Consider the following 12,942-nt stretch of genomic DNA (forward strand, 5'->3'; position numbering starts at 1 on the left):
TTGCGAGCGGAGCTCTCTCCACCCGTCATTGCGAGCCGAGCGAAGCAATCCAGAGTCCCTACGCGGAAAGATTCTGGATTGCTTCGTCGCTTCAGCGCAAAATTGCTTCGCAATTTTGTCGCGAGCTCCTCGCAATGACGCGTGGAGAGAGTGGCGTGAAAATGGCTCTACAGCGCGCCCTTGGCCAGCCGCTTCATCACCTCGTCGAGCTGATCGAGGTTGCGGTAGTTGATCTGCACGGAGCCGCCGGGATCGCGGTGATTGACGGTGACCTTGAGCCCGAGCGCGTCGCTGACGCGCTTCTCCAGATCGATCGTGTCGGGATCCTTCTCCTTGCCCCCGCTGGCGCGCGCCTTCTGCGGCTTGCGCTCCGGCACGCCCTCTTCATGCGCAAGCGCCTCGGCCTGGCGGACGTTGAGACCTTCCTCGACGATGCGCTTGGCGGCGGCGAGCGGATCGGGCACGCCGATCAACGCGCGGGCGTGGCCGGCCGTCAGCTCGCCGGTCGCGATGAAGGCCTGCACCTCCGCCGGCAGCTTGGTCAGCCGCATCATGTTGGCGACGTGACTGCGGCTCTTGCCGACGACCTTGGCGATGTCCTCCTGGCTGCGTTTGAACTCGTTGGCGAGCGCATGATAGCCCTGCGCCTCTTCCATCGGGTTGAGGTCCTCGCGCTGCACGTTCTCGACGATCGCGAATTCCAGCGCATCGCTGTCGCTGATGTCGACCGGGACGATCGGCACCTCGTGCAGCCCGGCCATCTGCGAGGCGCGCCAGCGTCGTTCGCCGGCAATGATCTCGAAGCGGTCCTGCGCGCCTTTCACCGGACGCACCACGATCGGCTGGATCACGCCATGCTGCTTGATGGACTCCGAGAGCTCCTTCAGCTCGGTGTCCGAAAAGGTGCGGCGCGGGTTGCGCGGATTGGCCTTGATGAATTCGATCGGCACCTTGCGCTGCGCGCGCGGACGATCGACATGCTGAGCCTCGCCGCCGACGTCACCGATCAGACTTGCAAGACCCCGGCCCAGTCGCGAACGCGCTTCGTCGGCCATCGCCAGCTCCCTTGGATTCACGGTGCAGCACTCCAGAACTGAATTATCGTAGGGTGGGCAAAGCGAAGCGTGCCCACCAATTGTGTGCGGAAGACGGTGGGCACGGCGAAGACGCCTTTGCCCACCCTACGGCAGCGTCAATGCGTGGTGCGCAACTCGCGCTCGCGCTGGATCACTTCGGTGGCGAGGCGCAAGTAAGCTTCGCTGCCGACGCATTTGAGGTCGTAGACCAGCACCGGCTTGCCGTAGGACGGCGCTTCCGAGATGCGCACGTTGCGCGGGATCATGGTCTTGTAGACCTTCTCGCCCATGAACTGGCGGACGTCGGCGACGACCTGGTTCGACAGGTTGTTGCGCGAGTCGAACATGGTCAGCACGATGCCGTGGATCGACAGGTTCGGATTGAGCGTCGAGCGCACCTGCTCGACCGTCTGCAACAATTGCGACAGACCTTCGAGCGCGAAGAACTCGCATTGCAGCGGCACCAGAATCGCATCCGAGGCCGCCATCGCGTTGACCGTAAGCAGGTTGAGCGAGGGCGGGCAGTCGATCAGCACGTAGGTGTAGTCGGCGTCCGGCGAGACGTTGTTGTTGAGCGCGCCGATCGCATCGCGCAACTTGAAGGCGCGGCCGGGCGTGGTGCCGAGCTCGAGCTCGAGGCCGGAGAGATCCATGGTCGATGGTGCGATGTGCAGCCGCGGCACCGCGGTCGAGACCACCGCCTCGCGCAAGGCGGCTTCGCCGATCAGCACGTCGTAGGTCGAGCAGGAGCGGTTGCGGCGATCGATGCCGAGGCCGGTCGAGGCGTTGCCCTGAGGATCGAGATCGACGATCAGGACGCGCTCCCCGATCGCCGCGAGCGCCGTGCCCAGATTGATCGCTGTGGTTGTTTTCCCCACCCCGCCCTTTTGATTCGCCAGCGCGAGGATGCGCGGATGGCCGTGGGGGACCTCGTCGGTCTTTTGGGCCGTCTCTTCTTGCTGCGGTTCGTCAATCACGCTCATCGCAATTCCCCACTCACCCCTCAGCGGCGCCGTTCGGCGGCATCGAGCTCCACGATCCAGCCGTCGCCCGTGCGGCTTTGGTGGAGCTGCGGCCGAATATTCCAATATTTAGCGGCTTCGGTCAATTCAGCCTCTACATCTTGACCCTTGAGAAACAACGCTTTTGCGCCCTGGCGCATCAGCGGCTCCGCAAAGCCGATGAGTTGATGTAGCGGAGCCAGCGCACGCGCGGTGACGCAATCGACGGGGCCGGTGATTCTATCCACATTATCCCCGATCTCAGCGAGATGTACGACTCCCGGAGATGTGGTGACGCGGATCGCTTCGCGCAAAAAAGCGGCCTTCTTGGCGATTCGCTCGACCAGATGGACGCTCGCGCCAGGCGTGCCGGCCATGGCGCAGGCGAGCACGACGCCGGGAAATCCGCCGCCGCTCCCGAGATCAGCCCACCGTTTTGCAGCCGGTGCGAGATCGACGAGCTGGAGCGAGTCAGCGATGTGCCGGGTCCAGAGGTTTGGCAAAGTCGATGGCGCGACGAGATTGGTCTTGGCCTGCCACTCCCGGAGTAGCGCGATGTAGCGATCAAGCCGCTCCTCGGTTTCACGTGAAACGGGAGCGAGCTTCATAGCGGCGGTCTTGTCAGCGGCGATGATCGAATCGAGCACCTTGTCGTTGGCCGCGGCCTTGCTGATCTTCGGGCTGGCCACTCCAGGTTCACTTCGCTGCCCGGCGCCCTCACCCGCTCCGGGTCTTCGCGATGGCGGTCGATCTCCGCCCGATCCGCGCTGTTTCACGTGAAACGCCTATGCGATTGGCTTTATGCGATTGCTTTGGAAGTCTTCCGTGCCTCGCGGCGGAGATAGGCCGCGAGAATGCCGAGCGCCGCCGGCGTCATCCCGTCGATCCGGCCGGCCTGGCCGACGGTGAACGGTCGTGCCTTCTCCAGCTTGGCGCGCACTTCATTGGAGAGACCGGGCACGAGCTGGTAATCGACATCCGCCAGCACCATACCCTCGTCGCGCCGGAAGGCTTCGACGTCGGCGCTCTGGCGCTCCAGGTAGACGTCGTACTTGGCGTCGATCTCGAGATGGGTCGCGATGACGGGATCGATGGCCGACAGCTCAGGCCAGATCGCGCGGACTTGGCTCCAGCCGATTTCCGGATAGGCCATCAGCTCGAACGCCGAGCGGCGTTGGCCGTCCCGGTTCAGCGACAGCCCGTGCTTGATGGCTTCGTTCGGGGTGATGGTCAGGGACTTCGACAACGTCCGGGCAGCATTCAATGTGTCCATCTTGGCGCGATGATGCCTGATCCGGGCGCTGCCGACACATCCCAGAGCGATCCCTTTCTCGGTCAGACGCTGGTCGGCATTGTCGGCCCGCAGGGTCAGCCGGTACTCGGCCCTGGAGGTGAACATGCGATAGGGCTCGCTGATCCCGCGGGTGACGAGGTCGTCAATCATCACACCGAGATAGCCGTCGGCACGGTCGAACACTGTGAGCGCGGCACCGCTGGCGGAGAGCGCGGCATTCAGGCCGGCGACAATGCCCTGCCCGGCGGCTTCCTCATATCCGGTGGTGCCATTGATCTGCCCGGCCAGGAAGAGACCGCGCAGACGCTTGGTCTGGAGGGTCGGATCGAGCTCGCGGGGATCGATGTGGTCGTATTCGATGGCGTAGCCGGGACGGACCATCCTCACCCGCTCCAGGCCGGGGATGCTGGCGAGGATCGCGAGCTGGACCTCTTCGGGGAGCGAGGTCGAGATGCCGTTGGGATAGACGGTCGTGTCGTCGAGCCCTTCCGGCTCCAGAAAGATCTGGTGACCGTCGCGGTCGCCGAAGCGGACGATCTTGTCCTCGATCGAGGGGCAATAGCGTGGACCGGAGCTCTTGATCTGGCCGGAGTACATCGGGGAGCGATGGACATTGGCCCGGATCACCTCATGGGTCGCGGACGTGGTCCGGGTGATCCCGCACTGGATCTGCGGCGTCGTGATCCGCTCGGTCATCACCGAGAACGGCTCCGGCGGCTCGTCGCCGGGCTGCATCTCGACTGCGGACCAGTCGATGGTGGTGCCGTCGAGACGCGGCGGCGTCCCGGTCTTGAGACGTCCAAGAGTGAAGCCGGCGCGCTCGAAGGAGCTGGAAAGGCCCATCGCAGGCGCCTCGCCGACGCGTCCGGCGGGCCAGTTCTTCTCGCCGAGATGGATGAGACCGCGGAGGAAGGTGCCGGTGGTCACGACAACGGCCCCTGCCCGGAGCTCCCGGCCGTCGGCCAGGCGAAGCCCGGACACCCGGCCATCGACTACAACCAGCTCGTCGGCTTCGCCCTCGATGACGGAAAGACCTTCGGTCTGGCGGATCGCGGCCTGCATCGCCGCCGCGTAGAGCTTGCGGTCGGCCTGGGCCCGCGGACCGCGGACGGCCGGACCTTTCCGACGATTAAGAACGCGAAACTGAATGCCGCCGGCATCGCCCACACGGCCCATCAGGCCGTCGAGCGCATCGACCTCGCGGACCAGATGCCCTTTGCCGAGCCCGCCGATGGCGGGATTGCAGGACATCGCGCCAACGGTCGAGAAACGGTGCGTTACCAGAGCGGTCGTCGCACCCATCCGGGCAGACGCAGCCGCGGCCTCACAGCCGGCGTGACCGCCGCCGATGACGATGACGTCGAAGCTCTCTCGCTCTGTTCGCATGGACGGACTTCTAGCTTAGCGGCGAGAAAGCCGGAAGTAGAAACTCGGGTGAAGTGTTTCACGTGAAACAAGCGCGGTCCAGGTCGGAAGCACTTTTGCGAAAACAACCCCATGCACAGTAGGAGGGGCATTGAGCCACATGGTGTTTCACGTGAAACACGATCGGGAGCTCACAGCGGCAGATGGCCAAGCACACAAGCCTTTATCACGTGCTCCTTGCCTGGTTACCGGAGCTGCGAGACGAACGCGGGCAGCTGCATCATAGGTCAATGCGAGCGCAGCGAAGCAATCCAGAATCTCGCGGCGAAGACAGTCTAGATTGCCTCGCCACAAGGGCTCCTCGCAATGACGAGATTCGAAGCACGGTCGTCGCCCTGACGCTCTCTTCGGGAATCGGAACGGCCGACCGACACGCGCCCCGGCGCAGTTTCACGTGAAACAACTAAAAAGACCACTGCGCGGAACCGGGGTCCCTGTTTCACGTGAAACAAGAAATGGAACCAGCGCTAGTTCTACAATGAAGAACTAGCGCTACTTTCCGATGCAGAACTTCTGGAAGATGGCCCCAAGGACGTCCTCGACGTCTACCCGGCCCAAGAGCCGGCCCAAGGCATAGGCGGCCGCCCGCAGCTCTTCGGCCGCGAGCTCCTCACCGTGTTCTACAAGGTCCAGACTCCGGCGCAAGCTGGCTGAGGCCCGGCTCAACAATTCGCGCTGGCGCGCCCGGGTCACCATGGCGCCCTCGGTGGTTCCGAAGAACTCCGAAGCGAATTTCACCAGCGCTTCGACCAGCTCAGGCATGCCGTCGCCCCGGCTTGCCGAGATCCCGAACTCGCTCGGCCTGGCTGCTCCGACCCTGCCGAGATCAATCTTGTTGCGCACGATCCAGACCGAGCCGCCGGACGGAACAGCACCGTCCGCCAATGTCCAGCGCGAGCGCATTGTATCCGGATCGATGGCTTGTCCGCCCTCCACCAGCCACAGCACCAGGTCGGCGTCCTCGGCGCGCGCGCGGGCGCGGCGCACGCCTTCCTGCTCGACCGGATCGTCGGTCTCGCGGATGCCAGCGGTGTCGATGACCGTGACGGGATAGCCGTCGAGATCGAGCTGCACCTCGATGACGTCGCGCGTCGTGCCGGCATGCGGCGAGACGATCGCGACCTCGCGGCGCGCGAGCTGGTTGATCAGCGTCGACTTGCCGACATTCGGCTCGCCGGCGATGGCAACGACAAGGCCCTCGCGCAGCCGTTCAGAATGCCCCTGTGCCGCAAGCACTTTCGCGATTTCATCGTGAAGCGCTCTGATCGCTTTCACCGCCGGCGCCCGCAGCTCCGCCGGCACGTCGCCTTCATCGGAAAAATCGATGCCGGCCTCGATCAGCGCGGAGGCCTCGATGATGCGCTCGCGCCAGTCGCGCGCGCGGTCGCCAAGCAGGCCCTGCAATTGGCGCAGCGCTTGGCGGCGCTGGCGATCGGTGTCGGCGTGAATGAGGTCGTCGAGCCCCTCGGCCTCGGTCAGGTCGAGCTTGCCATTCTCGAAGGCGCGGCGCGTGAACTCGCCGGGGTCGGCCGCACGCGTATTCGGGATATCGGAAATTGCAGCGAAGAGCGCCGCGAGCACCGCCCGGCCGCCATGAACGTGAAACTCGGCAACATCCTCGCCGGTGGCGCTGGCCGGTCCTGGAAACCAGAGCACGACCGCATCGTCGATCGGCTGGCCCTCGCCGTCCCGGAGCAGCCGACGGTTCGCCTGTCGCGGCGCCGGCAGCCGGCCCGCAAGCGCCGTCAGCGCCGCGCCGGCTTGCGAGCCGGAGACGCGGACCACGGCGATCGCGCTGGGCGCCCGCCCGGATGACAGCGCGAAAATGGTCTGGTCTCGTGGATGCATAGCCTATTTGTCCGGCTGCGGCCGAAAACGCAAACGTCAGTTTCTCGCGATCGAGAGCAACCGGATTTGCTGCACCAGGTTCTGCAGCAAATCGATTTTGCACCGCAATATAACCGCAGCATTCTGCTGCAGTTGGCCTGATCGCAGGAGGAGGCCGACTAGGGTTTCAAGAATTACTTTTCAATATCAACAGGTTAGTGAGAAACCTAGGTCGAGCACCGGCTGCCGCTCATGCTGCACCTTCGCTGCAGCAAAACCGCAACAAAAAGGGCGCCCGAAGGCGCCCCGGGATTTATTGCAGTGCACTCAGGTGTTCATGGAGTCGAAGAACTCCGAATTGCTCTTGGTCGAGCGCAGCTTGTCGAGCAGGAAGTCGATCGCGTCCATCGTCCCCATCGGATTGAGGATGCGGCGGAGCACGTACATCTTCTTGAGCACCTGCGGATCGGTGATGAGCTCCTCCTTGCGGGTGCCGGAGCGCGAGATATCGATCGCCGGGAAGGTGCGCTTGTCCGAGACCTTGCGGTCCAGGATCAGCTCCGAGTTACCGGTGCCCTTGAACTCTTCGAAGATGACTTCGTCCATGCGGCTGCCGGTATCGACCAGCGCGGTCGCGATGATGGTCAGCGAGCCGCCCTCTTCGATGTTGCGGGCCGCGCCGAAGAAGCGCTTCGGACGCTGCAGCGCGTTGGCGTCGACACCGCCAGTCAGCACCTTGCCGGATGACGGCACCACGGTGTTGTAGGCGCGGCCGAGGCGCGTGATCGAATCGAGCAGGATCACGACGTCGCGGCCGTGCTCGACCAGGCGTTTTGCCTTCTCGATCACCATCTCGGCGACCTGAACGTGGCGCACCGCCGGCTCGTCGAAGGTCGAGGACACGACCTCGCCCTTCACCGAGCGCTGCATGTCCGTGACTTCTTCCGGACGCTCGTCGATCAAGAGCACGATCAAATAGCATTCGGGGTGATTGTGCGTGATCGAATGCGCGATGTTCTGCATCAGCACGGTTTTACCGGTACGCGGCGGTGCCACGATCAAGGCGCGCTGGCCCTTGCCGATGGGCGCGACGATGTCGATCACGCGTGCAGACAGGTCTTTCCGCGTGGGATCGTCGATCTCCATGCGGAAACGCTGATTCGGAAACAGCGGCGTGAGGTTGTCGAAATTGACCTTGTGCTTGGCCTTTTCCGGATCCTCGAAATTGAGCGTGTTGACCTTCAGCAGCGCGAAGTAGCGCTCGCCCTCTTTCGGGCTGCGGATGTGACCTTCGATGGTGTCGCCGGTGCGCAGGCCGAAACGGCGGATCTGCGAGGGCGACACGTAGATGTCGTCAGGACCCGGCAGATAATTCGCGTCAGGCGAGCGGAGAAAGCCGAAGCCGTCGGAGAGAACTTCGACGACGCCCTGGCCGACAATATCGGTCTCGGCGAGCGCCAGCTGCTTGAGGATGGCGAACAGCAGCTCCTGCTTGCGCATGGTGCTGGCATTCTCGACCCCATTCTCCTCCGCGAACGAGACGAGCTCGGCCGGCGTTTTGGACTTGAGGTCTTCGAGTTTGATTTCCCGCATTGGGGTGGTCCTGTGGGGTAACCTGAAAAGAGGGGGTGCGAGGAGGCTCTGAAATGCGGACGCGAGCAGGTGCAGGTAAGGTCCGCAGGTCTGGCAAGGTGAACGCCGGTGAGGCTTCAATCCTGATGCGGGGTCCGGCCTCTGGAAGGCTCGGACACAACCACATCCGCCTGCGTTGGGTGGGATATCGATAATATAGAAAATCGCCTAGCGCTCCGCAAGCCGAAGCGCTGAGCGAATCGTCGCGCAGTTTGCCTAGAACGGCTTCACGATCACCATGATAACGATGAAAATCATCAGGACGGTCGGCACCTCGTTGATAATCCGATAGAATTTCTGGCTTCGCGGGCGGCGATCGGCGGCGAAATCCTTGACCCAGCGTGAAAAATAGCCGTGGACCGCCGAGAGCACGAGGACCAGTGCCAGTTTGACGTGCAGCCAGCCGAACGAAAACCAATGGCCGGACCAGGCGAGATAGAGCCCGGCGAGCCAGGTGACCATCATCGCGGGGTTGATGATCGCCTTGAGCAGCCGGCGTTCCATCACCTTGAACGTCTCCGACTGCTTCGAGCCGATTTCGGCCTCGCAGTGATAGACGAACAGCCGCGGCAGGTAGAGCATGCCGGCCATCCAGGAGATGACGGCGATCACGTGCAGCGCCTTGATCCAGAGATAGACGTCTTCGAACATTTTCGGGGGTCCGGCTTGCTGCCCAGCGCGGGGAACGCTGGGGATAGTAAGAACCCGTTAAGGTCTTACCCCGCACACATATCCCTCTGTAGCGCCTTCCTCAAATCTAGAATCTTAGATTCTTAAGGTTTGAGTCTATGTGACCGTGGATTGGACTCACGCAATTCCGTCCGCGCGTTCACGCGCGCTTGTTCACATCCATCCACATATTCCGGACAGCCTTTGTCGACTTCCGATAAGTCAGCCGGCTTCAAAGGCTTGCGCGATTGTATCGGCAGCTTATCAAGGGACTTGTCCGCGCAATCCCGCTTCCCTCTCGGCGAGGCGTCGGATTTGTCCTGACCGGCAGCGGTGTGAAGAAAATCACGCCTTGTCCCGCCCCTGGTGTCGCACATCCCTTTCCGAGAGGTTAAGCTCCACAGAAATCCACAAACCACCCCAACGAAATTCAAAGGGTTTTTGTGCCGACCTCGAACAATTATTTCCATCTCCACCTGGTCTCGGACTCCACGGGTGAGACGCTCATCACCGTGGCGCGCGCGGTCGCGGCCCAATACGCCAACGTGACGCCGGTCGAGCACGTCTATCCGCTGGTGCGCAGCCAGAAGCAGCTCGACCGCGTGCTTGATGAGATCGAGGAAGCGCCAGGGATCGTGCTGTTCACGCTGCTCGAGAAGGATCTGGTCGCCAGACTCGAGGATAAGTGCAAGCAGATCAATGTTCCGAGCCTGTCGATCATCGGACCGGTGATGCAGCTGTTCGAGGCCTATCTGGGAGCAGCGACCACCGGCCGTGTCGGCGCCCAGCACGTGCTCAACGCGGAATATTTCAAGCGCATCGATGCCTTGAACTACACGATGATCCATGACGACGGTCAGCATGTCGAAGGTCTCGACGAGGCAGACGTGGTACTGGTCGGGGTGTCCCGGACATCGAAGACGCCGACATCGATCTATCTCGCCAATCGCGGCATTCGCACCGCCAACGTGCCGCTGGTGCCGGGCATTCCGGTGCCCCCGCAATTGGAGACGCTGACGCGGCCGCTGGTGGTCAGCCTGCACGCGACGCCGGAACGCCTGATTCAGATCCGGCAGAACCGCCTGCTGTCCATGGGCGCCGAGTCCAGCAGCGGTAGCGATACCTACACCGACAAGCAGTCGGTCACGGAGGAGGTCGCGTTCGCGCGCAAGCTGAGCGCCAAGCATGACTGGCCGCTGCTGGACGTCACGCGCCGCTCCATCGAGGAAACCGCGGCGGCGATCATGAAGCTGTATAGCGATCGCCAGCGCAACCGGCCGTCCGAGTAAGTGTCGCCGATGAGTCTGTGGCGCGGCAAACGTCCGTTGATCCTGGCCTCGCAAAGCAGCGCGCGCAAAATGCTGCTGGCCAATGCCGGGCTCGCATTCGAGGCTGTCACCGCTGATATCGACGAGCGTGGCATCCAGGCCGCGTCAAAGCTCTCCAACCCGCGCGAGATCGCCCTGCTGCTGGCCCGCGAAAAGGCCAAGGCTGTTTCTGCCTGTTATCCCGGACATTATGTGATCGGCGCCGACCAGACGCTGGCGCTCGGGAGCCGTCTCTTCAACAAGCCGGCAGGCCGCGCCCAGGCGCTGGCGCAATTGCGCGATCTCGCCGGTCGGACGCACGAGCTGAATTCCGCCGTCGCCGTGGCGCAGGATGGCAGGATTCTCTTCGAGGACGTTTCCGTGGCGCGCATGACCATGCGGGGAATGAGCGAAGCCGATCTTTCGGCCTATCTCGACGCCGCGGGCGACGCTGTGACCAGAAGCGTCGGCGCCTATCAGCTCGAGGGCCTCGGCATCCATCTGTTCGAGCGCATCGAGGGCGACCATTTCACCATTCTCGGCCTGCCGCTGCTGCCGCTGCTTGCGTATCTGCGCCGCGAGCAGCTAATTGCGGTGTAGATGCGAGAGAAGGCTGGGTGCTGATGCGAATTCTCGGACTGACCGGCTCGATCGGGATGGGCAAATCCACCACCGCGACATTGTTCGCGGAGGCCGGCGTCCCCGTCTACGACGCCGATGCCGCCGTGCATCAGCTCTATGAGGGCGAGGCCGCTCCCGCGATCGAGGCCGCCTTCCCCGGCACCACCGCGAATGGCAAGGTCGACCGGCAAAAGCTGTCGGCGCGTGTCGTGCACGATCCCGCCGCGATCAAGCAGCTCGAGCAGATCGTTCATCCCATGCTCGGCGCGTCCCGGCAGAAATTCTTTGCCGACGCCGAGGCCGCCAAGGCGCCGGTCGTGGTGCTGGACATCCCGCTGCTGTTCGAGACCGGCGGCGAGAAGCGGGTCGATGCCGTGGTCGTGGTCTCGACCTCGCCCGAGCTGCAGCGCCAGCGGGTGCTGGCGCGCGGCACGATGGACGAGGCCAAGCTCGATGCCATCATCGCCAAGCAGATGCCGGATGCCGAGAAGCGCAAGCGGGCCGATTTCGTGGTGGATACCTCACACGGACTTGACCCCGTGCGGGCCCAAATCGCGCACATCCTGGCCGAGGTCGTTAAGATGCCGCAGCGGCGGACCTGATTCGCCGCCTCACACGGCTTCCAAGAGACATGCGCGAAATCGTCCTCGACACCGAAACCACCGGCCTCGATCCGCTGCGCGGCGATCGGTTGGTCGAGATCGGCTGCGTCGAGATCTTCAACCGCATGCCGACCGGACAGACGTATCACGTCTACATCAACCCCGAGCGGGACATGCCGGCGGAAGCGTTTGCGGTGCACGGATTGTCGTCCGAATTCCTGGCGACCAAGCCGTTGTTCCACGAGGTCGCCGACGACTTTCTGGCGTTCATCGGCGACGCCCCGCTGGTGATCCACAACGCCTCGTTCGACATCGGCTTCATCAACGCCGAGCTCGACCGCATCAAGCGCGCTGCGATCCCGCGCGAGCGCCTGGTCGATACGCTGCTGCTGGCGCGTCGCAAGCATCCCGGCGTGTCCAACCGGCTCGACGATCTCTGCTCGCGCTATTCGATCGACAATTCACACCGTACCAAGCACGGCGCGCTGCTGGACGCCGAGCTGCTCGCCGAGGTCTATGTCGATCTGGTCGGAGCGCGGCAGTCGCAGCTGCTGCTGGCCTCGGACGCCGAGGAGATCAGGGTCAATAGCGCCGGCGATGCGCCGCGGCGGCAACGCCCGGTGCCGCTCGCGCCGCGGATTTCCGAAGCCGAGCGCGAGGCCCATCGGGCCTTCATCGCAACGCTCGGCGACAAGGCGATCTGGAACGAGTACCTGCCCGCTCCAGTCGCGCTGGCGGCGGCTCAGGCCTGACCGGCCTGTCCGCCCTGAGCGGCCATTTGCCGCTCCATGTTCTGGCGGTAGAGACCGACGAAGTCGACCGGATCCAGCATCAGCGGCGGGAACCCGCCATCGCGCACCGCCGTCGCAATGATCTCGCGTGCGAACGGGAACAACAGGCGCGGGCACTCGATCATGACCAGCGGGTGCAGGTTCTCCTTGGGCACGTTGACGATCCGGAACACGCCGGCATAGGCGAGCTCGAACGAGAACATCACTTTACCGGCGGTCTCGGCTTTGCCCTCGACCGACAACGTCACCTCGAATTCCTGTTCACTGAGATTGTTGGCGTTGACGTTGATCTGGATGTTGATCTGCGGCGGCTGGCTCTGCGGCTGCAGCGAGCTCGGCGCGTTGGGATTTTCGAACGAGAGGTCCTTGGTGTATTGCGCCAGCACGTTGAGCTGGGGAGCCTGGGCCGCCTCGGGAGGGGTACCGTTACCGTTGGTCATGAAAGTGTCTCCTTACCCGATTGGGGGCTGAATTTCGCGGCGGTTGGCTAACATAGGGCCGGCTCGTTCCACAAGGACGAACGGTCCCGGACCGGGAATTCGGGCCACAATCGCGGCTTTGACGTTCCTCCTGCCTTTTCCGCGAAATTTCGCCTTAAACGATTGAAGATGCGCCATTTCCGGGCAGGATCGGGTTTCCCCTTAAGCATAAAACGCGCTACACTTGGCGCTGTGCCAAAAGGCGCCATTGGCCGGGC

At 63.4% G+C, this 12,942-nt stretch carries 12 protein-coding genes; 4 read left to right on the forward strand and 8 right to left on the reverse strand.

What is annotated here, in order from left to right:
• Positions 1–167: 167 nt before the first annotated feature.
• From N2605_RS34615 to hemJ, 7 genes are all read right to left on the reverse strand, one after another.
• Positions 168–1,055, reverse strand: a complete 888-nt coding sequence (locus N2605_RS34615; RefSeq protein WP_036024286.1) for a ParB/RepB/Spo0J family partition protein — start codon at positions 1,053–1,055, stop codon at positions 168–170.
• Positions 1,056–1,192: 137 nt separating this feature from the next.
• Positions 1,193–2,059 (reverse strand): ParA family protein, encoded by an 867-nt coding sequence (locus N2605_RS34620; protein WP_260345184.1) that lies wholly within the window; start codon positions 2,057–2,059, stop codon positions 1,193–1,195.
• Positions 2,060–2,079: 20 nt separating this feature from the next.
• Positions 2,080–2,853 carry a 16S rRNA (guanine(527)-N(7))-methyltransferase RsmG gene (gene rsmG / locus N2605_RS34625; protein WP_425248829.1) on the reverse strand — a complete coding sequence of 258 codons (774 nt, stop codon included), beginning with the start codon at positions 2,851–2,853 and terminating at the stop codon, positions 2,080–2,082.
• Between the two features lie 23 nt (positions 2,854–2,876).
• Entirely contained in the window at positions 2,877–4,757 is a 1,881-nt protein-coding gene (gene mnmG / locus N2605_RS34630) for a tRNA uridine-5-carboxymethylaminomethyl(34) synthesis enzyme MnmG (protein WP_260345186.1), read from the reverse strand.
• A gap of 531 nt (positions 4,758–5,288) precedes the next feature.
• On the reverse strand, positions 5,289–6,644 hold the full coding sequence (gene mnmE / locus N2605_RS34635) for a tRNA uridine-5-carboxymethylaminomethyl(34) synthesis GTPase MnmE (RefSeq protein WP_260345188.1): 1,356 nt from the start codon (positions 6,642–6,644) through the stop codon (positions 5,289–5,291).
• Positions 6,645–6,950: 306 nt separating this feature from the next.
• Entirely contained in the window at positions 6,951–8,216 is a 1,266-nt protein-coding gene (gene rho / locus N2605_RS34640; protein WP_008133567.1) for a transcription termination factor Rho, read from the reverse strand.
• A gap of 255 nt (positions 8,217–8,471) precedes the next feature.
• Positions 8,472–8,906: a protoporphyrinogen oxidase HemJ gene (gene hemJ / locus N2605_RS34645; RefSeq protein ID WP_036003118.1), complete on the reverse strand. Its 435-nt coding sequence runs from the start codon at positions 8,904–8,906 to the stop codon at positions 8,472–8,474.
• Positions 8,907–9,367: 461 nt separating this feature from the next.
• Between hemJ and N2605_RS34650 the strand changes: the two genes are divergently transcribed.
• From N2605_RS34650 to dnaQ, 4 genes are read left to right on the forward strand one after another with little or no spacing between them, the layout of a single operon-like run.
• Positions 9,368–10,213 carry a pyruvate, water dikinase regulatory protein gene (locus tag N2605_RS34650; protein ID WP_036003121.1) on the forward strand — a complete coding sequence of 282 codons (846 nt, stop codon included), beginning with the start codon at positions 9,368–9,370 and terminating at the stop codon, positions 10,211–10,213.
• A gap of 9 nt (positions 10,214–10,222) precedes the next feature.
• Positions 10,223–10,831, forward strand: coding sequence for a Maf family nucleotide pyrophosphatase (locus N2605_RS34655; protein ID WP_260345192.1), 609 nt, complete (start codon positions 10,223–10,225; stop codon positions 10,829–10,831).
• Positions 10,832–10,854: 23 nt separating this feature from the next.
• Positions 10,855–11,454, forward strand: a complete 600-nt coding sequence (gene coaE / locus N2605_RS34660; protein ID WP_036024292.1) for a dephospho-CoA kinase — start codon at positions 10,855–10,857, stop codon at positions 11,452–11,454.
• Between the two features lie 29 nt (positions 11,455–11,483).
• On the forward strand, positions 11,484–12,206 hold the full coding sequence (gene dnaQ, locus N2605_RS34665; protein WP_036024295.1) for a DNA polymerase III subunit epsilon: 723 nt from the start codon (positions 11,484–11,486) through the stop codon (positions 12,204–12,206).
• Here the strand turns inward: dnaQ and secB are convergent.
• Positions 12,197–12,685: a protein-export chaperone SecB gene (gene secB, locus N2605_RS34670; protein ID WP_036003132.1), complete on the reverse strand. Its 489-nt coding sequence runs from the start codon at positions 12,683–12,685 to the stop codon at positions 12,197–12,199. The two genes, dnaQ and secB, sit on opposite strands and share 10 nt — an antisense overlap.
• Positions 12,686–12,942: the final 257 nt, after the last annotated feature.

The organism is Bradyrhizobium yuanmingense (assembly GCF_025200905.1).
In the GTDB taxonomy this organism is placed as follows: domain Bacteria; phylum Pseudomonadota; class Alphaproteobacteria; order Rhizobiales; family Xanthobacteraceae; genus Bradyrhizobium; species Bradyrhizobium yuanmingense.

Excerpts from the sequence above, each read along its gene's own strand:
- N2605_RS34615 (WP_036024286.1), bottom strand. The coding sequence starts at position 1,055 with ATGGCCGACGAAGCGCGTTCGCGACTGGGCCGGGGTCTTGCAAGTCTG.
- N2605_RS34620 (WP_260345184.1), bottom strand. The coding sequence starts at position 2,059 with ATGAGCGTGATTGACGAACCGCAGCAAGAAGAGACGGCCCAAAAGACC.
- mnmG (WP_260345186.1), bottom strand. The coding sequence starts at position 4,757 with ATGCGAACAGAGCGAGAGAGCTTCGACGTCATCGTCATCGGCGGCGGT.
- mnmE (WP_260345188.1), bottom strand. The coding sequence starts at position 6,644 with ATGCATCCACGAGACCAGACCATTTTCGCGCTGTCATCCGGGCGGGCG.
- rho (WP_008133567.1), bottom strand. The coding sequence starts at position 8,216 with ATGCGGGAAATCAAACTCGAAGACCTCAAGTCCAAAACGCCGGCCGAG.
- hemJ (WP_036003118.1), bottom strand. The coding sequence starts at position 8,906 with ATGTTCGAAGACGTCTATCTCTGGATCAAGGCGCTGCACGTGATCGCC.
- N2605_RS34655 (WP_260345192.1), top strand. The coding sequence starts at position 10,223 with ATGAGTCTGTGGCGCGGCAAACGTCCGTTGATCCTGGCCTCGCAAAGC.
- coaE (WP_036024292.1), top strand. The coding sequence starts at position 10,855 with ATGCGAATTCTCGGACTGACCGGCTCGATCGGGATGGGCAAATCCACC.
- dnaQ (WP_036024295.1), top strand. The coding sequence starts at position 11,484 with ATGCGCGAAATCGTCCTCGACACCGAAACCACCGGCCTCGATCCGCTG.
- secB (WP_036003132.1), bottom strand. The coding sequence starts at position 12,685 with ATGACCAACGGTAACGGTACCCCTCCCGAGGCGGCCCAGGCTCCCCAG.